Consider the following 21,272-nt stretch of genomic DNA (forward strand, 5'->3'; position numbering starts at 1 on the left):
CGGAGCGGCTTCTGCCGTGACACACATGTCCGCGCGAACGGTGGCCAGCGCGCGGCGAGGACGCGCGGTCGTCTTGATCGCGGGGGATAGCCTTCGTCTAGGGCAGTGGCGTGCGTGTGGCGCACCAGACGCTGACTCTCGTCGCCCCGGCCTTGCGCAGTGTTGCCACCAGTGCGCGGGCGCTGGCGCCGGTCGTCATGACATCGTCGATCACTGCCACGTGCCTGCCGGCCAGCCGCGCGCCGTCGGCGCGGAAGGCGTCGCGCAGATTGCGCCGGCGTTCGCCGGCATTCAGGTGCGTCTGGTCGGCGGTTTCCCGCCAGCGCCACGCCAGCGTCGAGGCCATTGGCACCGCCAGCGCCCGCCCCATCCAGCGCGCGATCTCCTGCGCCTGGTTGTAGCCGCGCTCACGCAGCCGCTTCGGATGCAGCGGCATGGGCAGGATCAGCTCGGGCAGCGGAACGCCTTCGTTGCGGATGGCCTGGGCGAGCAGTCGCCCCATGCGCCGCCCGGCAGCCAGCTCGGCTTCGTACTTCAGCGCGTGCACCCATCGGTCCGCTGGCGGTGCATAACGCAGCGGACAGAGCACGGAATCCGCCACCGGTCCCAGCGCCCGGCACTGCTGGCAACTCGACGTCGGACTGGCCAGCGGCAGCGCGCAGCGCGGGCAGGCCGGCGCATTCCAGGGCAGGGCGTCGATGCAGGGCGCGCACAGGCCGGCCTCGAAGGCCGGCGCGTGGCACAGCGCGCAGCGCTCGCCGCCCAGCGCCCAGTCGAGCACGCTGTCAACCATACCCGCACCTGGAGGTTGACAGGCCCACGTGGTCGCCCGACACTCCGCGCCAGCAGCGGCGCCTTCGGCGCGCGCCCCGGACACAGCGCTTCGCGCGATCAGCAGGAGACAGAATCATGCAGCCAGGCCCTATCCGTCATGACTGGAGCCGAGACGAGATCGTCGCGCTCTTCGAGCGTCCTTTCAACGACCTGCTCTTCATGGCGCAGACCGCCCATCGTGCCCACTTCGATGCCAACAGCGTGCAGCTGTCGACGCTGTTGTCGATCAAGACCGGTGCCTGCCCCGAGGACTGCAAGTACTGCCCGCAGTCCATCCGCTACGACACCGGCCTGGAGCGCGAGGCGCTGATGGAGGTCGAGGATGTTCTCGCCGCAGCCAGGGCCGCCAAGGATGACGGCGCCACCCGCTTCTGCATGGGCGCGGCCTGGCGCTCGCCCAAGGACCGCGACATCCCCAAGCTGCAGGCCATGATTCAGGGTGTGCGCGAGCTGGGCCTGGAAAGCTGCCTGACCGCGGGCATGCTCAGCGACAAGCAGGCCAGTGCCCTGGCCGACAGCGGCCTCGACTACTACAACCACAACCTCGATTCCTCGCCCGAGTTCTACGGCGAAGTCATCACGACCCGCACCTACGAGGACCGGCTGGAGACGCTGGCGGCCGTGCGCGAGGCCGGCATGAAGGTCTGCTGCGGCGGCATCGTCGGCATGGGCGAGACGCGCTCGGATCGCGCCGGCCTGCTCGAGGAGCTGGCCAAGCTGCAGCCGCACCCGGAGTCGGTGCCGATCAACAACCTGGTGCAGGTGCCGGGCACGCCGGTGGACGGCCTGCCGCCCATCGACCCGCTGGAATTCGTGCGCACTATCGCCGTCGCGCGCATCGTCATGCCGGCCTCGATGGTGCGGCTGTCGGCCGGTCGCGAGGAGATGAGCGACGAGCTGCAGGCGCTGTGCTTTGCCGCCGGCGCCAACTCGGTCTTCTACGGCGAGCGGCTGCTGACCACCGAGAATCCGCAGAACGCTCACGACCGCGAGCTCTTCGCACGGCTCGGCATCACGCCGGAGGCGGGCGAGCCGGGTGCCGTGCACGCCGGTCACGCGGCGCAGCAGCCCAGCGCTGCCGAGACAGCTGCGGCCTGAGGCAGTGAGCGCCGCGGCCGCGCTGGACGCGCGACTGCGCGGGCAACTCGAGGCGCTGGCGGCGCGCGATCTGCACCGCCAGCGCCGCATCGTCGACGGCGCCCACGGCGTGTCGATTCGCGTCGATGGGCGCGACTGCCTGTGCTTCTGCGCGAACGACTATCTCGGCCTCGCGGCTGACCCACGTCTGGCCGAGGCCGCGGCGCGCGCCTTGCGCGCCAGCGGCACCGGCAGCGGCGCCGCCGCGCTGGTCTCCGGCCACAATCGCGAGCACCGCGCGCTGGAAGAGGAGATCGCCGGTTTCCTCGGCTGCGAAGCGGCGCTGCTCTTCGCCAACGGCTGGGCGGCCAATCTCGGCGCGCTGCCGGCGCTGGCCGGCCGCGGCGACACGATCTGCTCGGATGCTCTCAACCACGCCTCGCTGATCGACGGCGCGCGGCTGTCGCGCGCGGCCATCACGCGCGTGCCGCACGCCGACGCGGCGGCTTTCGATGCCGCGCTGGCCGAGGCCGGCGACGGCGCGCTGGCGGTCAGCGACGGCGTCTTCTCGATGGATGGTGATGCCGCGCCGTTGCCGGCGCTGGCGGCGAGCTGCGCGCAGCGCGGCGCCACCCTCTATGTCGACGACGCGCACGGCTTCGGCGCACGCGGGCCGGGCGGCCGCGGCAGCCTGGCAGCGGCGGGGCTGACGCACAGTGAGGTGCCGGTCTATGTCGCCACGCTGGGCAAGGCCGTGGGCGCCGCCGGTGCCTTCGTCGCGGGCTCGCACACCCTCATCGACTGGCTGGTGCAGCGCGCGCGCACCTGGGTGTTCTCGACGGCGCCACCGCCTTCGGTGGCCGCGGCGGCGCGCGCCGGGCTCGCCATCATCCGCGCCGAACCCGAGCGCCAGGAGCGGCTTGCCGCCAACATCCGGCATTTCCGCACCGGGGCGGCCGAGCGTGGCCTCGCGGTGGGCGCCTCCGAGACCGCCATCCAGCCGCTGGTGCTGGGCGATGCCGCGCGCACCATGCGCGTCTCGCGCGCGCTCTGGGAGCGCGGTTTCTGGGTGGCCGGCATCCGGCCGCCGACCGTGCCGGAGGGCACCAGCCGCCTGCGCATCGCGCTGTCGGCGGCGCACGGCACTGCGCAGATCGAGGCGCTGCTCGACGCGCTGGCAGCGGTGCTCGCCGCCGAGACCGAGGGCGCACACGCGTGAGCGCCAGCGTCATCGGCGTCACCGGCACCGATACCGGCGTCGGCAAGACGCGCGTGGCCTGCGCGCTGCTGGCAGCGGCGCAGCGCGCCGGGCTGCACGCGGCCGGCTACAAGCCGGTGGCCAGCGGCTGTCGCGAAACGGCCGACGGCCTGCGCAACGGGGACGCCGAGGCCCTGCTCGCGTATGGCATGCCCGGGCTGACCTATGAGGCGGTCAACCCCGTCGCCTTTGCGCCCGCCATCGCGCCGCATCTCGCCGCCGAGCGCGCCGGCGCGCCTATCGACACGGGCGTGCTAGACGCCGGCCTGGCCGCGCTGCGCGCGCGCGCCGAACTGGTCGTGGTGGAGGGGGCCGGCGGCTGGCGCGTGCCGCTGGGCGCGGACACGGACTTCTCGGACTGGATGGCCGGGCACGGTATGCCGGTGCTGCTGGTGGTGGGCTTGAAGCTGGGCGCGATCAATCACGCCCTGCTGACCGTCGACGCCCTGCGGCGTGCCGGCTGCTGGTGCGGCTGGGTGGCGAACCATCTTCCCGAGGACGACACCGGCACGGCCGAGGGCATGCGCGCGACGCTGGCCGCGCGCCTCGGTACGCCGCTGCTGGAGGTGGCGCGCGACGAGCCGCCCGAGCAGGCTGCGCTGCGCCTGGACGAGGGCTGGCTGCGTCAGCCGCGCGGCTGAGGTGCCGCCGCCAGCAGCGTCTGTACCCACTCCGCGCCGTGATGCGCGAGATTGCCGCCGAGGGCTGTGGAAGCCAGCAGTAGCACGCCGAAGAGCAGAAGGATTAGGGGGCTCAGTCCCGGCGCCGGCTGCGGTGGGTGCAGTAAATCGCCTACGCGCGCGCTCAGCGCGCCGCCGCCGGACGGCGTCTCAGCTGAGCTCGGGCGTGGCCGCGCACGTAGCAGCGTGGCAGCGATCAGCAGTGGGTCGCGCAGGCGGCGGGCGGCTTCGGCGTCGCAGCGCGCCTCCAGCGCGCACCGCAGCGCGCGCATCAGCCCGGATGCCGGTCCGGCGAGCGCTGCCGGTGCCATCCCCGCCAGAAAGGCGAGCCGCAGATTGTCGCGGTGCGCCACGTGGCTGGCCTCGTGCGCCAGCAGCGAGCGCATCTGCAGCGCATCCAGGCGCGTGCGCATGCCCTCGGAGACATAGACCTCCGGTCGCAGCAGCCCTGCAGTCACGGCGAAGACCTCCTCGCTGTCGATCAGTCCGAAGCCATCCGGCTGGCGGCGTGCCAGTTGGCGGAGTTGGCGCTGGCGGCGGCGGTGCGCCGTGAAGAGGCGGGCGGCGCGCCAGCCGGCAGCCAGCAGCAGGCTTCCCGCGACCGCTGTCAGAAGCGGACCGCTGCCCTCGGCGATGGCGGCGGGGTGGTGCGGTGCGCAGCCGATGCCGGGATGGCAATGCCTCGTGATCCATAGACCACCCAGCGCTGGGAGTTGTAGCAGCAAGGCGCTGGCGGTTCCGGCCAGCAGAGGCAGTAGCGCCAGTGCGCTTAGCAGCCGCAGCCGCACCGGCGCGGCGAGGCGGCCCAGGGGCCCTTCGAGCAGGCTCGGCACCGGGCGCAGTAGCTGACCGGAGAGCCACCAGACCACAGCGCCCCCGAGAATGGCGACCGCCAGCGCCGTCATGGCTCGCCTCCGCCTTCGCGCGCTCGGCGGGTGGCCGCTACCCAGACTTCGAGCTGCGTCAGGGTGGCCTCGTCGACATCCTCGGAGAGCTCGACCAGCCCCAGCGCCGCGCTCTCCGACGGGTTGCCGAGATCGCTGACCAGCTCCGCGACCATGCGCGCGAGCAGCATCTGCCGCGACAGCGCCGGCGTATAGGAATAGGCGCGACCCCGTTTCTCGCGTGTCAGCAGTTCCTTGCGCACCAACCGTTCCAGCGTGCTCTGCACGGTGCTGAGGCGAATCGGATGCTCGTCGACGAGTTGCGCATGCAGCTGCTGGGCGCTGCTGGCGCCGTGCGTCCAGAGCAGCTCAAGCATCTGTCGTTCGAGGTCGCCCAGAGGCGGTGTGCGCTTGCGGTAGAGGCCGAAGACCATGGCGGCAATGTAGCGCAACGCGGCTTGAGCGGGAAAACCGATCGCTTCTCGGTTTTAGCTGGCGCCCATACCATCGTTATTGCATACATCATTGAGAACAATCGGATGGCGCATCAGGGGCGCGGGTTTCGGGAAGCGGGCTGCTTGGCGAGTCTGTTGGCCGGATGGGCGATGACAGCAGTCGGTTTCGCGCAGCAGACCGACGGGCAGTCGGTCACCGAGTTGGACGAAGTGGTGGTCACGGTCGGTCGCCAGACGCAGATGCAGAGCGAGGCCAGCGCTCCGGTCAGCGTCGTCGATCGTGAGGAAATCACGCGCCGGCAGGCGCGCAGCATCGATGATCTGCTGCGCGATGCCCCCGGCGTCACCATTTCCGGCGGGCCGCGCCGCGATGCGCTGATGCCGACGATTCGCGGCCTGAGCGATGGTCGCGTCGTGGTGCGACTGGACGGCGCGCGCCAGAATCTGCAGATCCGTCATCGCGGCCAGACTTTCCTCGACCCGACGCTGCTGCAGCGCGTCGAGGTGCTGCGCGGCCCGGCCTCCACGCTCTTCGGCAGCGGTGCCATCGGCGGTGTCGTCGACTTCCGTACGCTGGACGCCCAGCAGTTCCTGGCGCCCGGCGAGGTTCTCGGTGGCCGGCTGCTGGCGGGCTATCAGAGCAATGCCGACGAGGGGGTGGGCGGGCTGACGTTGGCCGGGCAGCGCGGCGATCTGGGCCTGCTTGGCGCGCTGACGCGCAGCCAGTCCGACAATTTCGTCGACGGTGATGGCGTCGAGGAGCCCTTCTCGGCCAGCGACACGCTTTCGGGTTTGCTGAAGGCGAGCTGGCGTCCTGCGGGCCCGCACCGCCTGTCCGCGAGTTATCTCGACTACGCCGACGACAGCCCCAGCCGCACTACGGCCGACCGGCCGCGTGGCGATGCCGTGCGCCGGCTGACGCGGCAGCGCACGGCCGCGCTCAACTACGGCTTCCAGCCCGTCGAGGGCAACCTCTGGGATCTGGAGGCCACGCTCTATCGCACGGAGCTTTCACTCGATGAGCGGCAGCTGGAGGTCCCTGGCCGCAGCCAGGCCGAGCTGGCGACCAGCGGTCTGGATGTCTTCAACATCAGCCGCCTGTCGCTGCTGGGTATCGAGCATCAGCTCACCTATGGCATTGAGCTCTATCGCGACGACCAGACGGGCCTGGAGGACGGGCAGCCCGATCCGGGCTTCGCCAGCTCCCGACAGGAAACGCTGGGTGCCTTCCTCCAGGACCGCATCGTGCTGGGCACACGCACGGCACTCACGCTGGGCCTGCGGCACGACCGCATCAGCCAGCGCGCCGAGCGGGCCGGGGAAGCGGAGAGTCGCTTCCGCGAGTGGTCGCCGCAGGCGACACTGTCCTATCGATTGTTCGATGGGCTGCGCGCCTTCGCCAGCTATGCGGAGGCCTTCCGGGCACCGAATCTGCGCGAGCTCTTCGTCGCCGGCGAGCATTTTCCCGGCAATACCTATCTGCCCAATCCTGACCTGCAGCCCGAGCGGGCGCACAACAAGGAGCTGGGCCTGAGCTATCTGCGCTCCGGCCTATGGGGCGACGGTGACCGGCTGCGTGGCCAGCTCAGCCTCTTCCGGAACGATATCGAGGACTTCATCGAGCAGATCGTGCGCGGCGACAGCGGTGATCCGCCCAACACGACGCGCTTCGAGAATGTTGAGGACGCGCGCCTGCGCGGCGTCGAGCTGTCGCTGGACTATGAGCACCCCGCATATCGCCTGGGGCTTTCGGGCAGTCTGCTGCGCGGCGACGATGAGGGTGACGACACGCCGCTGGAAGGCATTCCAGCCGACCGCGTCACGCTCAGCGGTGCTTGGAAGCTGCCCGGGCGGGCCATGGAAGCCGGTGCCCGGATCAGCTTTGTCGCTCGGCAGGACCGCTTGCCGCCCACCACCGATCCCGACGCGGCCGGGCCGGCGCCCGGCCACGTCGTCACCGATGTCTTCATCAATGCGGCGCTAAGTTCGGCGCTGGATATGCAGTTGCGCATGGACAACGTTCTGGATCGGAGCTATCGCCGAGCCACCAATCTGGTCAACAGTCCTGGACGCAACCTGCGCGTCCAGCTCGCCTACCGTTTCTGAGCCGATTCGAGCTCCTGGAGTCACCCCATGCCAAGTATTTCCCGCCTTTGTCTCGTTGTCTTGCTGTTGCCGCTGAGTGCGTCCGCTCACTTTCCGTGGATCGCAGCCGAGACGCTGGCGCCCGCGCCGGGCGAGGCGCTGGCGCTGCAGATCGCATTCGGCGACCGCCCGGACGACTTCCGCGCGCTCGTCACCGACCGGCTGCAGCCGCTGCAGTTGCACACCGCGGGCGGGGATGTGGTCGACGCCCGCCCCGAGGGTAACGACGCGCTGCGCCTGCACGATGTTGGCAGCGCCGGCGTCGCGCTTGTCGGTGGTCGGCAGCAACGCAGCTTCTGGACGCGCACGCCGGAGGGCGGCAAGCGTGCCTCTCGTGCCGAGTTGTCGGATGCGACGCACTGCAGCCACGCGAACAACGCCTTCAAGGCGCTGCTCGCGGTGGGCGAGGGCGCGGCAGGCGAAGCTAGCAAGGTGCTCGGGCACCCGCTGGAGCTGGTGCTTCAGGCCGACCCGCATGGCCTAGCGCCGGGGGAGCCGCTGCCGCTGCGCGTGCTCTTCGAGGGCGAAGCCTTGCATGGCGCCACTGTGGAAGCCTGGCCACTCACGGGCGAGGCGAAGGCGACCGAGGCGGTCAGCACATCCGGCGGCGAGCTGGAGCTGACGCTCGGCGCTGGAACCTGGCTGCTGCATACCGCGCATGCCACGCCCTACGCTGATCCGGCCGTTTGCGACGAGAACAGCCACCATGCCACCCTGGTGCTGCGCCGCGATTGAGACGCGGGTCGGGCTGTCGCAGCGACATCTCGGCGCTGTCGCAATCCGCGTTGAGTGGCCTAGCGAGGCTGCCTACACTCAACGGTATGGATGAAGTCCAAACAAGCCATCCGCCCGCGCGCACGACCATCGTCGTGCAGCCTAATGCCAGTCTGAGCGTGCGGCAGGCGCTGTGGTTCATGGCCAGCATCAGCACGGTATCGCTCGGCTTGGCGATCTATCTGGCACTGCTGGGTTTCTGGCCGGTTCTGCCCTTCGCCGGCATCGAGCTGGCGGCGCTGGCGCTGGCGCTGTGGGTCAGCATGCGCGACAACGCCTATCGCGAGGTCATCCGCGTCGAGAGCGATCGCGTGCATCTGGAGTTCGGTATGGTGGGCGAGGGCGCGCGCTCGCGGGTGGATCTGCCGCGCGCCATGGTTCGGGTGCGCAGCGAGCACGGTCTGGCCGGCGACATTCGTCTGCTGCTGCTCTGCGGCGAGCAGCGCTTCGAGCTTGGCCGCTGTCTCGGACCGCAGGATCGCGCCTCGCTTGTCGAGCGGCTCCGAGAAGTTTTCCGCCCGGGATGGCAGAATACGTCGGCTTTGCCGGCGGCTGGTGCCGCCTCCCTGGAATCTGGAGATTAGAGGCGTGAAGGCAATGAGGAACTGGCTCGCAGCACCGCTGCTGTGGTTGATGGCGTTTTCCGCGGGCGCGGAATCCGAGCGTTCGATCTGGAACATGCCGGTGGGCGTGACCGAGATCAGCCGCGAGGTCTATGGCCTCCATATGCTGATTTTCTGGGCCGTCGTCATCATCGGCGTACTGGTCTTCGCGGCTTTCTTCTATTCGATCTGGGCGCATCGCCGTAGCCGCAATCCGAAGCCGGCGACCTTCCACGAATCGACCACGGTCGAGATCGTCTGGACCATTATTCCCTTCATCATCCTCATCGGCATGGCGATTCCGGCCACCGGTACGCTGATCAAGATCGAGGACACTGGCGATGCCGAGATGAGCATCAAGGTGACCGGCTACCAGTGGATGTGGGGCTATGAATACGTCGGCGAGGACGTCAGCTTCATCAGCCGCCTCGACCGCGAGTCCGATCTGGCCCGGCAGGTCGGTTCGGGCATCGACCCGAGCACGGTGGATAACTATCTGCTGGAGGTGGACAACCGCCTCATCGTTCCCGTCGACACCAAGATTCGCTTCCTGCTGACTGCCAACGACGTCATTCACAGCTGGTGGGTGCCGGATCTCGGCATGAAGCGCGACGCCATCCCGGGATTCATCAACGAGATGTGGGCGAAGATCGACGAGCCCGGCATCTACCGCGGCCAGTGCGCCGAGCTCTGCGGCCGCGACCACGGCTTCATGCCGGTGGTCGTGGAGGCGCTACCCAAGGACGAGTACGAGTCCTGGCTGGCCGAGCAGAAGGGCGACGACGGCACCCAGTCGGCCGAGGCAGAAGGTCAGCAGATGGCCAGCGCCGATGACGCCGGCACAGTCAGTGATGCCGCTGACGCTGGTGACGCCGAGGCTGCTGCCGAGGACGAACCCGCCGAGGAAATGGAGCTGTCCGCGCTCATGGAAACCGGCGAGAAGGTTTACCGGGGCCAGTGCGTTGCCTGCCACCAGGCTTCCGGCGAGGGTATGCCGCCGGCCTTCCCGTCGCTGCACGGCTCTGCGGTCGTCACCGGTGATTCGGCCGAGCAGATCTCGCAGATCCTCAAGGGCAAGAACGCGATGCCGCCCTTCGGGCATCTCTCCGACGAGGAGGTCGCGGCGGTCGTCACCTTTACCCGCAATTCCTGGGACAACGACTCGGGCGTGGTCCAGCCGGCCGATGTGGCCGAACTGCGCCAGTAAGATACGGAGCAAGCAGAAATGGCTGAAGCACACGCACACGATCACGCGCACGACGATCATCACCACGGCCCGGTCAAGCTCTCCGACGGCTTCGGCAAGTGGGTGATGCGCTGGGTGGGTACGACCAATCACAAGGATTTGGGCACCCTCTACCTAGTCTTCGCATTCTCGATGCTCTTCGTCGGCGGCCTCATGTCGCTGGTGATCCGTGCCGAGCTGTTCTCTCCGGGTCTGCAGTTCGTCGATCCCGAGTTCTTCAACCAGATGACGACGATGCACGCGCTGGTGATGATCTTCGGCGGCGTCATGCCGGCCTTCACCGGCCTGGCCAACTGGATGGTGCCGCTGCAGATCGGCTGCTCCGACCTGGCGCTGCCGCGCGTCAACAACTGGGGCTTCTGGATCCTGCCCTTCGCCTTCGGCCTGCTGTTGTCGACGCTCTTCATGGGGGGCGGTGCCCCGGCCTCCGGCTGGACGATGTATCCGCCGCTGGTGCTGCAGACGGGCGAGGCCTTCCCCTTCCTGATCTTCGCCATCCATCTGATGGGCATCAGCTCCATCACCGGCGCGATCAACGTCGTGGTGACCATCCTCAACATGCGCGCCCCGGGCATGACGCTGCTGAAGATGCCGCTCTTCGTCTGGACCTGGCTGATCACGGCCTATCTGCTGATCGCCGTCATGCCGGTGCTGGCCGGTGCCGTCACCATGCTGCTGACCGACCGCTACTTCGGTACCAGCTTCTTCTCGGCGGCCGGTGGTGGTGACCCGGTCATGTTCCAGCACATCTTCTGGTTCTTCGGGCACCCCGAGGTCTACATCCTCATCCTGCCGGCCTTCGGCATCGTCAGCACCATCATCCCGGCCTTCGCGCGCAAGCCGCTCTTCGGCTACGCCTCGATGGTCTACGCCACGGCCTCCATCGCCTTCCTGAGCTTCATTGTCTGGGCGCACCACATGTTCACGGTGGGCATGCCGCTGGCCGGTGAGCTGTTCTTCATGTTCAGCACGATGCTGATCGCGGTGCCGACGGGCGTGAAGGTCTTCAACTGGATCGCGACCATGTGGCGCGGGTCCATGACCTTCGAGACGCCCATGCTCTTCGCACTGGGCTTCGTCTTCCTGTTCACCATCGGCGGCTTCTCCGGCCTGATGCTGGCCATCGCCCCGGCCGACTTCCAGTACCACGACACCTATTTCGTGGTGGCGCATTTCCACTACGTGCTGGTGCCGGGAGCGGTCTTCGCCATCCTGGGCGCGATCTATTACTGGATCCCGAAGTGGACCGGGCGCATGTACAACGAGAAGCTGGGCCAGTTCCACTTCTGGTGGTCGGCGATCTGGATCAATGTGCTCTTCTTCCCGCAGCACTTCCTGGGCCTGGCCGGCATGCCGCGTCGAATCCCGGACTACGCCGTGCAGTTCGCGGACTTCAACGTCATCTCCTCGATCGGCGCCTTCGCCTTCTTCATCGGCCAGTTCGTCTTCATCTACAACATGATGCGCTGCATGAGCGGTCGTGGTGAGCCGGCGCCGGCGCGTGCCTGGGAAGGGGCACACGGCCTTGAATGGACGGTGCCGAGCCCGGCGCCCTACCACACCTTCGAGGAGCCGCCGGTGGTCGACGACAAGGAAGTCCCGGCCCACGGCTGATGCGCGCCAGTAGCTCACAGCGTCGACGCAATATCCGCACAGCCTTGCTGCTGCTGGTGCTCGTGCTCGGCATCTATGGCGCCTTCTTCGTATCCATGTCGCTGCGCTGACCATGACCGAAGCGAGAAAAAAGCCGCGTAATCGCTTCCACGTGCTGCGTCTGGTCGGCACGGTGGCGGCGATGTTCGTCTTCGGCTTTGCGCTGGTGCCGCTCTACGATGTGCTGTGCGACATCACCGGCCTCAACGGGCGCAGCTCGAACGGCTTTGCCGCCGCCGAGTCGTCCGAACCGAGGCAGGTCGATACCTCGCGCACGATAACCGTGGAGATCGTCACGACGGTCAACTCGGGCGCGCCCTGGGACTTCGAGGCCGTCACCGAGCGGCTGGAGCTGCACCCCGGCGAGTTCGTGACGGCGCGCGTCACGGCGTCGAATCGCGAGCAGCGCGCCAAGACCGTGCAGGCCGTGCCCTCGGTACTGCCCTATAAGGCGGCGCGTTACGTGCACAAGACGGCCTGCTTCTGCTTCGATCAGCAGCCCTTCGAGGCGGGGCAGACCCGCGAGATGCCGGTGGTATTCACCGTCGATCCCGAGCTGCCCGCCGAGGTCGACACCGTCACGATGTCCTACACCCTTTTCGAATTGACCGATACGGCCGCCAAGGGCCGGTAACACTCCGGGGGAATCCTTCGATGTCCAGTCACGCCGCCACCCATCACGATCACTACTTCGTGCCGTCTCCCAGCCCGCTGCCTTTCGCGCTGACGGCCTCGCTGACGCTCTTCGTTATCGGGCTCATCCAGATGATCGAGTACGGCCAGTCCATGCCGGTGCTCTTCTTCGTCGGTGTCGGGCTGTCGCTGATCTGCATCTACGCTTGGTTCTGGAAGATCGTCACCGAAGCCGAAGGCGGTAAGTACAACGCCCAGGTCGACATGACCTATCGCTGGGGCATGGGCTGGTTCATCTTCTCGGAGGTGATGTTCTTCGGCGCTTTCTTCGGCGCGCTCTATTACGCGCGCGCGCTGTCGCTGCCCTGGCTGTCGGGCGAGGGCAACAATCTGTCGACGCATCTGGTGCTCTGGCCCGGCTTCGAGAACACTTGGCCGAGCAACGGGCCGGGCGATATCGGCGGCAGCTTCCAGACCATCCCGGCCTGGGACATTCCCTTCATCAACACCCTGATCCTGCTGACCTCCGGCGTCACGCTCACCATCGCGCACCACGCGCTGAAGGAGAGCCAGCGCCTGAAGTGCATCCTCGCCATGTGGGCGACGGTCGCCCTGGGTGCGATCTTCCTCTTCTATCAGGTCGAGGAGTACATCCACGCCTATCAGGATCTGAACCTGACGCTGGGCTCGGGCATCTACGGTTCCACCTTCTTCATGCTGACGGGCTTTCACGGCGCGCACGTCACGCTCGGCACGCTGATGCTGATCGTCATCACGCTGCGGCTGATGAAGGGGCACTTCACGCCCGACAGCCACTTCGGCTTCGAGGGTGTGGCCTGGTACTGGCACTTCGTCGACGTCGTCTGGCTCGGGCTCTTCGTCTTCGTCTACGTCGTCTGACTCGGCGCAGCCTCGAAGCGGACAGGGGGCGGAGCGCCGCAGGCGTTCCGCCCCTTTTCATGTGCGGCTAAAGCGCGTTGGGCTGCAGCCACCCCATGCTCACGGACACGATGAAGACGACGATAAGCGCAATCGACAGCGCGACGCGCAGCTTCAGCGCCCCCAATGTGCGGCGGCGCGAGCTGTTGTCGCGCACGAGGAAGACCATGCTCGCGCCCAGCGTGAGCACGATGGCAGCCATGAGAACGATGATGACGATGCGCGAGTCCATAGTCGGCCCTGTCCGATGAAAGCGTGCAGTCTATGATCGATAGCCCGAAGCTGCGCGCTCGAGCCCGCTTCCGTCCACCCTTGTGGGCGACACTACTGACGGCCGCGTTGCTTGCCGCCATGGTCGCGCTTGGCTTCTGGCAGCTCGGCCGCGCCGAGCAGAAGCAGCAGATGCTGGCCGACTTCGAGGCGGCGGTTGAGCGCGCGCCCGAGGGTCTCGACGAACCGGCGCCACCGGCAGATTCCGCCCCGGCGCATGTGCGGGTGGAGGGCCGCTATCTCGGGGGCGGGCAGCTGCTGCTCGACAACCAGATCCGCGACGGTCTGCCGGGGGTGCGGGTCTGGACACCTCTGCGCCGCGACAGCGGAGAGATTATCCTTGTCGACCGTGGATGGGTTGCGGCCCCGAGCCGCGAACGCCTTCCCGACAATCTCGCCGTCGGCTCCGAGCAGCGCCGTGTCAGCGGGCTCTGGCGCCCGCTTCCGGAGGCCGGGCTCTCGCTGGGGAACAGCCTCTGCCAGCAGCCGGAGGCACCGCAGCGGGTCCAGTATCCGACGGTCGAGGAGATCGCCTGTCGCTTCGACGGTCCGCTGGCCGATGGCCTGCTGCTGCTCGACCCGGAGGCATCCGACGGATTCCAGCGCCAGTGGCGCCCGGATCATCTCGATCCCAAGGTGCACTGGGGCTACGCCCTGCAGTGGTTCGGCTTTGCCGTGGCGCTGCTCGTCATTTTTTTTGTGGTCAACCGAAAAGCCGAATGAACGCTCCCCCTGATCCCGTTGCTGCGCAGCGCCGCGGCCGCCGCATCTTCCTGCTCATCGCGCTGGTCTTCGCGCTGCCGGTGGCGTCGGCCTGGCTGATCTACTTCGCCGCCCCCGAGCTCATTCCGCAGGATCGCACCAACCGTGGTCAGCTCGTCCAGCCGGCGCAGCCGGTCGAGGACCTCGCGCTGCTCGACGACGCGGGGAAGCCGGTGCCCCTGGACGAGCGCTGGAGCCTGATCGTCTTCGACGACGGTGACTGCGGTGCCGAGTGCGCCAACGCGCTGCTGATGACGCGCCAGATGCGGCTGTCGCTGAACAATCGCATGAAGCGGCTCAGTCGCGTGCTGGTGGTGCCTGCCGACAGCGATCTGGCGGCGCTGCACGAGTTGCTCGACGCGGCGCACCCGGACCTCACCATCGTCCGCGACATCGACGGCAGCGCCCGCGAACTCTTCGGGGCGGGGTCCGCGGCTGCCGGTGAGTCAGCGCCCGGTCTGCATTTGGTCGACCCGCACGCCAACTACATGATGCGCTATCCGGCCGGCATCGAGCCCAAGCCGCTGCGCAAGGACATCGTGCGCCTGCTGCGCGCCTCCCAGATCGGGTGAGCTCATGAACCATCCCCTCCTCTTCCGGCGCCTGGCCGGGCTGGGCGCGGTGCTGGCCCTCTGCGTGATCGTCTTCGGCGCTTTCGTGCGCCTGTCGGATGCCGGTCTGGGCTGCCCGGACTGGCCGGGTTGCTACGGCCAGCTGGGCGCGCCCAGTTCGCCCGATCGCATTGCCGCCGCCGAAGCGGCCTTCCCGGAAATGCCGGTGGACACGGCCAAGGCCTGGATCGAGATGGGCCATCGCTACGCCGCGAGCCTGCTCGGGTTGCTGGTCATCGCCCTGGCCCTGATCGCTTGGCGCGGTCGCCGCGATGGCCTGCCCTGGAAGACCAGCCTGACACTGCTCGGACTCGTCGTCTTCCAGGGAATGCTCGGCATGTGGACCGTCACGCTGCTGCTGAAGCCGGCCGTGGTGACCGCGCATCTGCTCGGCGGCATGACGACGCTGGCCCTGCTGTTCGGACTGTGGTTGTCGCAGCGGTCGCCACCCGCGGTCGCCACGAATGGCGCGCTGCGTGCGCTGGCAGTGGCAGCCATCGCGGCGGTGGGCACCCAGATCGCGCTCGGCGGGTGGGTATCCACCAACTACGCAGCCCTGGCCTGTACCGAGTTCCCGACCTGCCACGACGGCCAGTGGCTTCCGGCAATGGATCTGACCGAAGGCTTCGTGCTCTGGCGCGGGATCGGGCAAAATTACGAATATGGCGTTCTCGAGCATCCGGCCCGCACGGCCATCCACATCGTTCACCGTATCGGAGCCGTCGGCGTGACCGCGATTGTCGGCGTCTTCGCGCTGCTGCTGATGGCGGCCGGTGTCGCGCGGCGCGGGCTGGGGCTCGCCCTGCTCGGCGCGCTGGCGCTGCAGATCGCGATCGGCATCGGCATCGTCGTTCAGCACCTGCCGCTCGGCCTGGCGACGGCGCACAATGCCGGCGCCGCGCTGCTGCTGCTGACCTGCCTGACTGCTGCCATGAGCGTGTTGCGCGCGCCGGAGATGTCATGAGAGGCGCTGCCGTGACCCAGAACCTGCCGGCGCAGGCGCGCGCGCGTCTCGCGGACTACTACGCGCTGTGCAAGCCGCGCGTGGTGATGCTCATCACCTTCACGGCCATCGTCGGCATGCTGCTGGCCGTGCCCGGCATGGTGCCGCCCGGCGTACTGATCTGGGGCTCCGTCGGGATCACCCTGATGGCCGCCTCGGCCGCTGCCCTGAACCAGATCCTCGACCGCCAGGTCGATGCCCGCATGGCCCGCACCAAGCAGCGGCCGCTGGTGACCGGGCAGCTCGGCATGCTCGAATCCGGTCTCTTCGCCGCGCTGATCGGCGCCCTCGGCTTCGCGCTGCTCTACGCGCTGATCAATCCGCTGACGGCCTGGCTGACACTCTTCACGCTGGTCGGCTACGCCGGTGTCTACACGCTCTATCTCAAGCGCGCGACGCCGCAGAACATCGTCATCGGCGGCGCGGCCGGCGCTGCACCGCCCGTGCTCGGCTGGGTGGCAGTCACCGGCGAGGTGCATGCGCATGCGCTGCTGTTGTTCCTGATCATCTTCGTCTGGACGCCGCCGCACTTCTGGGCGCTGGCCATCGAGCGCCGCGACGAATACGCCCAGGTCGACATCCCGATGCTGCCCGTCACCCACGGCATCGCCTACACGCGCACGCAGGTGCTGCTCTACACGCTGCTGCTGGTGGCCGTGACCCTGCTGCCCTTTGCGACGGGAATGTCCGGGCTGCCCTATCTCTTCGCCGCACTGGCCCTCGGCGGCGGCTTCCTCTGGTACGCCCTGCGGCTGCGCTTCGCACCCGTGCCGGGGCTGGCCATGCGTACCTTCGGCTACTCCATCGTCTATCTGATGGCGCTGTTCACGGCCCTGCTGGCCGACCACTATTTCGCTGTCTGGCATGGCGGCGGCTGAGCTCCGGGTCGAAACGCTACTGGGCTCGGCCGCGCGCCCGCGCCTGGAGGCCATCGCCGCGCTGCGCATGCAGATTTTCGCCGAGTGGCCCTATCTCTACGCCGGCAGTCTCGACTACGAGAAGGACTACCTCGAACAGTATCTCGCCTGCCCGGACAGCCTGATAGGGCTGGCATGGGACGGCGACAGGGCCGTGGGCGCGACCACCGCGATTCCCATGGAAGCCGCGGAAGCAGAGATGCAGGCGCCCTGGCGGGCGCGTGGCGAGCGCTTGGCGGACTGGCTCTACTTCGGCGAATCGGTGGTGCAGCCCGAATACCGCGGCTTCGGGCTGGGTCGGCGCTTTTTCGAGATCCGCGAGGCCCACGCCCGCATGCTCGGGCGCAAGCGCTGTTGCTTCTGCAGCGTGCAGCGCCCCACGGACCATCCCATGAAGCCGGAAGGCTATGTCCCCAATGACGCCTTCTGGCAGCGCCTGGGCTATGAGCGGCTCGACGACATGGTCTGCCATTTTCCCTGGACCGACATCGGTGCGGCTCGGGAAAGCGAGAAGCCGCTGGTGTTCTGGCGCAAGAAGCTGGATTGACGCACGCCGGCGCCCCGGTGGCGCCAGGCTTGAAGGCCCGCTGTCGGGCCCTGACAATCAGGCCGTGGAAAGCTTCCTGACCATCGGCCAGCTCGCCAAGCGCAGTGGCGTCGCCGCCTCGGCGCTGCGCTTCTACGAGGCGCGCGGCCTCATCCGGGCGGATCGGGCCAGCTCGGGTCACCGCCGCTATCCGCGCTCGATGCTGCGCCGTGTCGCCTTCATCGTCTTCGCAAGGCGCATCGGTATGAGCCTCGACGAGATCCGCGCCGAGCTCGACAAGCTGCCGAGCGATCAGGTGCCCAGCGGCGAGGACTGGGCGAAGCTTTCCGGTCCCTGGACGGCGCGCATCGACGCGCGCATCGCCGAGCTGCAGCGGATCAAGGCCGGGCTCAGCGAGTGCATCGGCTGCGGCTGCCTGTCGCTGCGCAGCTGTGAGCTGCTCAATCCCTCCGACGAGGCCGCAGATGGCGGTGCCGGGCCACGCTACTGGGTAGGCGAGGGGGATGCCGCGGCGGAGCCATCCGAAGTGTCTTGACTTCAACTGGACTTGAAGTTTTATAAGAAGCACTCCTTCCATCCGATAGACGACAGGAGTGCGCCATGCGACAGATCTTTCCTGATCTCTGGCAGACCCGGCTGGAGCAGCCGATTCCGGATGTTCCCGAGCTGAAGACCCACGCCTACCTGCTGCGACTCGCCGACGGCGAGCAGATCCTCTTCTACAGCAGCGGCCACGCCGACGAGCATCGCCATATCGCCGAGCTAGGCGGCATCCGCCAGCAATATCTTTCGCACGCCGACGAGGCCGGCCCGGCCCTGAGGGCCATTGGCGATCGCTTCGGTGCCGAGCTCTGGTGCCACCATCTGGAGGCTGAGGCGGTGCGCGAGCGCAGTGGCCGGGCGCCCGACGGCACCTTCGGCGAGCGCGAGACCCGCTTCGGCGCACTGGAGATCATCCCGACGCCCGGCCACACGCCGGGCAGCACCTGCTTTGTCTATACCTCGCCGCACGGCGGGCGCTATCTCTTCACCGGCGACACCATCGGCATGGATGAAGCCGATGTCTGGCGCAATGGCTACATACAGGGCATGAGCGACAAGGCGGCGCTGGCGACGAGCCTGCAGATGCTGGCCACGCTGCGTCCGGATGTCGTGATTTCCAGCGCCTTCGGCGGCCCGCAGGCCTGCCGGGCGGTCAGCCCGGAGGAATGGCGCGCGGCCGTCGATGAGGCGCTGGCGCCGCTGTGGCAGTCGGCGCCCGGCGTCCCGGCCGACGACCCCGCGGCGGCGTGACCCGGGCGTCCAGCCTGTCGCGCAAAGAAAGGGCCGCGCCCTGGCAGGGCGCGGCCCGGTCATCTCACCATCGTCGCCGAGTGGTGCCTACTCGGCGATGGCCCCGCGCAGCTTCTTCATGGCCGCGACCTCGATCTGGCGGATGCGCTCGGCCGAGACGCCGTACTTGTCGGCCAGCTTCTGCAGCCCCTGCTTGGCGTCATCGCCGTGCAGCCAGCGGCTCTGGATAATGTCGCGCGAGCGCTCGTCCAGCTTGGCGATGGCGCCCTGCAGACGGTTCTCCTGCCGCGACTGCCATTCCTCGTCAGCCAGCTCCGAAACCGGGTCGGCGGTGTGGTCGGTCAGCCACTGCTCGGGGGCGTAGGCGCCGTCCTCGTCGCTGCCCTGGATATCGAAGGCGACGTCGTGACCGGACAGTCGCGACTCCATCGACATGACATCGGCCGGCTTCACGCCCAGGTCCTCGGCCACGTTGCGCACTTCCTCGGCATTCATCCAGCCCAGCCGCTTCTTGGCGCGGCGGAGATTGAAGAAGAGCTTGCGCTGCGCCTTGGTGGTCGCGATCTTGACGATGCGCCAGTTGCGCAGGATGAATTCGTGAATCTCGGCCTTGATCCAGTGCACGGCGAAGGAGATCAGCCGCACGCCGACGGCCGGATCGAAGCGCTTGACGGCCTTCATGAGGCCGACGTTGCCTTCCTGGATCAGGTCGGCCATGGGCAGGCCGTAGCCGAGATAGCCGCGCGCGATGTGCACGACGTGGCGCAGATTGGACAGCACCAGCGCCTGCGCGGCCTGCAGGTCGCTGCGGTCCTGCAACTGGCGCGCGAGCTCTTTCTCTTCCTCGGCCTCGAGGACCGGGATGTCGCGCACGGCGGCGATGTAGGCGTCCAGGCTGCCGGTCTGCAGCGCCGGTAACCGGTTGCCGTAGAGTGTCAGCGCATTAGCAGTGGACATGGTCTTCGAACCCCTTGTAATCCTGTACATCGTAGCAGTCGCGCTATGAGACTGCTAATTTCACCTCAAGTTCCACATTATCAACGGTGTGTGGAAGCCTTGTTGCACAGGTTCAGACCGCCTCGATGCCGCGCAGCTGGCGCGTCACTGCGGCCAGGGCACCCAGCCAGCCGAGCAGGCAGCCACCACCCAGCACGCCGAGGACGGCGCCGCCGTCCGGCCCCTGCAGGCGGAAGTCGCTGGCGTAGGTGCCGGCCAGCTGCGCCACCGCGCCGTCCAGGCTCATCAGTGCAATGCCCACCATCAGCAGCGCGACCAGGCCGCCGATGAGCCCGTACCAGAGTCCGCTGTAGAGAAAGGGCCGGCGGATGAAGCCCTCCGGCGCGCCGATCAGCTTCATGACCTCGATCTCCTCGCGGCGCGCGGCCACCTCCAGCCCGATGGTGTTGCCGACGATGACCAGCACCGCCGCGGCCAGCGCGCCGGCGAAGAGCAGCACGCCCTGCTCGATGAGCTGCAGCAGCGCCGCCAGCCGTTGCAGCCACTGCGCGTCGAGCACGACCTCATCGACGCCCTCCAGCGCGCCGAGCTCGACGTGCAGCGCCTCCAGCGCCGCCACCTCGGCCGGCTCCGGGACGACGATCAGCGTAGCGGGCAGCGGATTCTCCGGCAGCAGCGCCGCCGCCTCGCCCAGGCCCGAGTGCGCCTCGAACTCGGCCAGGGCTTCTTCGGCGGTCAGCGCGCGCACCGAGGCGATATCGCCTCGGTCGCGCAGCTCGCCGGCCAACTCGTCCAGCCGACGCTCCCCGGCGTCGGCTTCCAGCAGCAGGCTCATGCGCGCGCCCTGCTCCCAGCCGGCGCCCAGCGCCTGCAGGTTGGCGACCAGCGTGTGCAGCGCTGCGGGCAGCGCCAGCGTGATGCCGAGCACAGCGATGGACAGCAGGCTGGCCAGCGGGCGGCGCCACAGCCGTCCGAGGCTGTCGAAGGCCGCCTGCGCGTGCGCCGCGGCCCAGCGGCGCACGGCGGGCGGACGCGGCGCGCTGCCCCGGCTCACGCCGCCTCCCGCAGGCGACCGTCTTCCAGCGCCAGCTCGCGGCAGGGCAGGCTGCGCACTAGATCGAGGGCGTGCGAGGCGATGAGCACGCTCACGCCCACCTCGTTGAAGCGCCGAAACAGCGTCATGATTTCTGCCGACAGCGCCGGATCCAGGTTGCCGGTGGGCTCGTCGGCCAGCAGCAGCTCGGGCTTGGCGACAATGGCGCGGGCGATGGCGACGCGCTGCTGCTCGCCGCCCGACAGCGTCAGCGGCCAGGCGCGCTCGCGATTGAGCAGGTCGACGGCGTCCAGTGCCGCACGCACGCGGCGGCCGATCTCGCGCGGCGCCATGCCGCGGATGATCAGCGGCAGCGCGACGTTGTCGTAGACGCGCCGGTCGCTGAGCAGCCGGTACTGCTGGAAGACGATGCCGACGCGCTGGCGGAAGCCCGCCACGCGCCGCCGCGGCAGCCGCGGCAGGTTGATGCCGCCCACCATCAGCTGGCCGCCGGCCGGCCGCTCCAGGCCGGCGATGAGCTTGAGCAGCGTCGACTTGCCGGCGCCCGAGGCGCCGGTGAGGAAGGCCATCTCGCCGCGCGCCAGTTCGAAGTCGAGGCCGCCCAGGATCTCGCCGCTGCCCGGGTAGCTGTGGCGCAGGCCGGTGGCCTGGATCATGGCGTCGGAGGCGTTCGGCATG

Annotated in this window: 24 protein-coding genes; 17 read left to right on the forward strand and 7 right to left on the reverse strand. The window is 68.4% G+C overall.

The window, feature by feature from the left end:
- Positions 1–97 precede the first annotated feature (97 nt).
- Positions 98–793 (reverse strand): ComF family protein, encoded by a 696-nt coding sequence (locus U743_RS00995; protein ID WP_052367376.1) that lies wholly within the window; start codon positions 791–793, stop codon positions 98–100.
- A gap of 116 nt (positions 794–909) precedes the next feature.
- Here U743_RS00995 and bioB point away from each other — a divergent pair, with 116 nt between their 5' ends.
- Genes bioB through bioD form a run of 3 tightly spaced genes read left to right on the forward strand, consistent with a single transcriptional unit; the run spans position 910 to position 3,810 of the window.
- A complete protein-coding gene (bioB, locus tag U743_RS01000) occupies positions 910–1,932 on the forward strand; it encodes a biotin synthase BioB (protein ID WP_084191262.1) in 1,023 nt (340 codons plus the stop codon).
- Between the two features lie 4 nt (positions 1,933–1,936).
- Entirely contained in the window at positions 1,937–3,130 is a 1,194-nt protein-coding gene (gene bioF / locus U743_RS01005) for an 8-amino-7-oxononanoate synthase (protein WP_232226688.1), read from the forward strand.
- A complete protein-coding gene (gene bioD / locus U743_RS01010) occupies positions 3,127–3,810 on the forward strand; it encodes a dethiobiotin synthase (RefSeq protein WP_156966289.1) in 684 nt (227 codons plus the stop codon). The genes bioF and bioD overlap by 4 nt, the downstream gene beginning before the upstream one ends.
- On the opposite strand, the gene U743_RS01015 is transcribed toward bioD, so the two are convergent.
- Together U743_RS01015 and U743_RS01020 are read right to left on the reverse strand one after the other, a co-directional pair.
- Positions 3,795–4,754: a M48 family metalloprotease gene (locus tag U743_RS01015; RefSeq protein WP_043764830.1), complete on the reverse strand. Its 960-nt coding sequence runs from the start codon at positions 4,752–4,754 to the stop codon at positions 3,795–3,797. The genes bioD and U743_RS01015 overlap by 16 nt on opposite strands.
- Complete coding sequence (locus tag U743_RS01020) at positions 4,751–5,185, reverse strand: BlaI/MecI/CopY family transcriptional regulator (protein WP_052367377.1); 435 nt, start codon at positions 5,183–5,185, stop codon at positions 4,751–4,753. The genes U743_RS01015 and U743_RS01020 overlap by 4 nt, the downstream gene beginning before the upstream one ends.
- Positions 5,186–5,338: 153 nt before the next feature.
- Between U743_RS01020 and U743_RS01025 the strand changes: the two genes are divergently transcribed.
- The 7 genes from U743_RS01025 to U743_RS01055 all read left to right on the forward strand — a co-directional run bounded on the left by U743_RS01025 (position 5,339) and on the right by U743_RS01055 (position 13,141).
- Positions 5,339–7,294, forward strand: a complete 1,956-nt coding sequence (locus tag U743_RS01025; RefSeq protein WP_052367378.1) for a TonB-dependent hemoglobin/transferrin/lactoferrin family receptor — start codon at positions 5,339–5,341, stop codon at positions 7,292–7,294.
- A gap of 27 nt (positions 7,295–7,321) precedes the next feature.
- Entirely contained in the window at positions 7,322–8,068 is a 747-nt protein-coding gene (locus U743_RS01030; protein WP_043764832.1) for a DUF4198 domain-containing protein, read from the forward strand.
- An 86-nt stretch (positions 8,069–8,154) separates the two neighbouring features.
- Positions 8,155–8,691, forward strand: a complete 537-nt coding sequence (locus U743_RS17840; RefSeq protein ID WP_052367379.1) for a DUF2244 domain-containing protein — start codon at positions 8,155–8,157, stop codon at positions 8,689–8,691.
- A gap of 13 nt (positions 8,692–8,704) precedes the next feature.
- Positions 8,705–9,916 carry a cytochrome c oxidase subunit II gene (gene coxB, locus U743_RS01040; RefSeq protein WP_084191264.1) on the forward strand — a complete coding sequence of 404 codons (1,212 nt, stop codon included), beginning with the start codon at positions 8,705–8,707 and terminating at the stop codon, positions 9,914–9,916.
- Positions 9,917–9,934: 18 nt separating this feature from the next.
- Positions 9,935–11,569, forward strand: a complete 1,635-nt coding sequence (gene ctaD / locus U743_RS01045) for a cytochrome c oxidase subunit I (protein WP_043764834.1) — start codon at positions 9,935–9,937, stop codon at positions 11,567–11,569.
- A gap of 112 nt (positions 11,570–11,681) precedes the next feature.
- Complete coding sequence (locus U743_RS01050) at positions 11,682–12,242, forward strand: cytochrome c oxidase assembly protein (protein WP_043764836.1); 561 nt, start codon at positions 11,682–11,684, stop codon at positions 12,240–12,242.
- 20 nt (positions 12,243–12,262) lie between these two features.
- Positions 12,263–13,141, forward strand: a complete 879-nt coding sequence (locus U743_RS01055) for a cytochrome c oxidase subunit 3 (protein ID WP_043764838.1) — start codon at positions 12,263–12,265, stop codon at positions 13,139–13,141.
- A 67-nt stretch (positions 13,142–13,208) separates the two neighbouring features.
- Here the strand turns inward: U743_RS01055 and U743_RS01060 are convergent, their stop codons facing one another.
- Positions 13,209–13,412 carry a DUF2909 domain-containing protein gene (locus tag U743_RS01060; RefSeq protein ID WP_043764840.1) on the reverse strand — a complete coding sequence of 68 codons (204 nt, stop codon included), beginning with the start codon at positions 13,410–13,412 and terminating at the stop codon, positions 13,209–13,211.
- Between the two features lie 32 nt (positions 13,413–13,444).
- Between U743_RS01060 and U743_RS01065 the strand changes: the two genes are divergently transcribed.
- The 7 genes from U743_RS01065 to U743_RS01095 all read left to right on the forward strand — a co-directional run bounded on the left by U743_RS01065 (position 13,445) and on the right by U743_RS01095 (position 18,583).
- Positions 13,445–14,173 (forward strand): SURF1 family protein, encoded by a 729-nt coding sequence (locus tag U743_RS01065; RefSeq protein WP_084191265.1) that lies wholly within the window; start codon positions 13,445–13,447, stop codon positions 14,171–14,173.
- Complete coding sequence (locus U743_RS01070) at positions 14,170–14,784, forward strand: hypothetical protein (RefSeq protein WP_043764842.1); 615 nt, start codon at positions 14,170–14,172, stop codon at positions 14,782–14,784. The genes U743_RS01065 and U743_RS01070 overlap by 4 nt, the downstream gene beginning before the upstream one ends.
- Positions 14,785–14,788: 4 nt before the next feature.
- On the forward strand, positions 14,789–15,787 hold the full coding sequence (locus tag U743_RS01075; protein WP_043764844.1) for a COX15/CtaA family protein: 999 nt from the start codon (positions 14,789–14,791) through the stop codon (positions 15,785–15,787).
- Positions 15,784–16,704 (forward strand): heme o synthase, encoded by a 921-nt coding sequence (cyoE, locus tag U743_RS01080; RefSeq protein WP_052367381.1) that lies wholly within the window; start codon positions 15,784–15,786, stop codon positions 16,702–16,704. Before U743_RS01075 ends, cyoE begins: the two co-directional genes overlap by 4 nt.
- A complete protein-coding gene (locus U743_RS01085; protein WP_043764846.1) occupies positions 16,691–17,290 on the forward strand; it encodes a GNAT family N-acetyltransferase in 600 nt (199 codons plus the stop codon). Before cyoE ends, U743_RS01085 begins: the two co-directional genes overlap by 14 nt.
- Before the next feature lie 64 nt (positions 17,291–17,354).
- Positions 17,355–17,825 carry a redox-sensitive transcriptional activator SoxR gene (soxR, locus tag U743_RS01090; RefSeq protein ID WP_043764848.1) on the forward strand — a complete coding sequence of 157 codons (471 nt, stop codon included), beginning with the start codon at positions 17,355–17,357 and terminating at the stop codon, positions 17,823–17,825.
- Positions 17,826–17,890: 65 nt separating this feature from the next.
- A complete protein-coding gene (locus tag U743_RS01095; RefSeq protein ID WP_084191267.1) occupies positions 17,891–18,583 on the forward strand; it encodes an MBL fold metallo-hydrolase in 693 nt (230 codons plus the stop codon).
- A gap of 87 nt (positions 18,584–18,670) precedes the next feature.
- On the opposite strand, the gene rpoH is transcribed toward U743_RS01095, so the two are convergent.
- From rpoH to U743_RS01110, 3 genes are all read right to left on the reverse strand, one after another.
- Positions 18,671–19,540: an RNA polymerase sigma factor RpoH gene (rpoH, locus tag U743_RS01100; RefSeq protein ID WP_043764849.1), complete on the reverse strand. Its 870-nt coding sequence runs from the start codon at positions 19,538–19,540 to the stop codon at positions 18,671–18,673.
- A 112-nt stretch (positions 19,541–19,652) separates the two neighbouring features.
- A complete protein-coding gene (gene ftsX / locus U743_RS01105; RefSeq protein ID WP_043764851.1) occupies positions 19,653–20,594 on the reverse strand; it encodes a permease-like cell division protein FtsX in 942 nt (313 codons plus the stop codon).
- Entirely contained in the window at positions 20,591–21,271 is a 681-nt protein-coding gene (locus tag U743_RS01110) for a cell division ATP-binding protein FtsE (RefSeq protein WP_232226689.1), read from the reverse strand. The genes ftsX and U743_RS01110 overlap by 4 nt, the downstream gene beginning before the upstream one ends.
- Position 21,272: the final 1 nt, after the last annotated feature.

This window comes from Algiphilus aromaticivorans DG1253 (assembly GCF_000733765.1).
GTDB classification, from domain to species: Bacteria; Pseudomonadota; Gammaproteobacteria; order Nevskiales; family Nevskiaceae; genus Algiphilus; species Algiphilus aromaticivorans.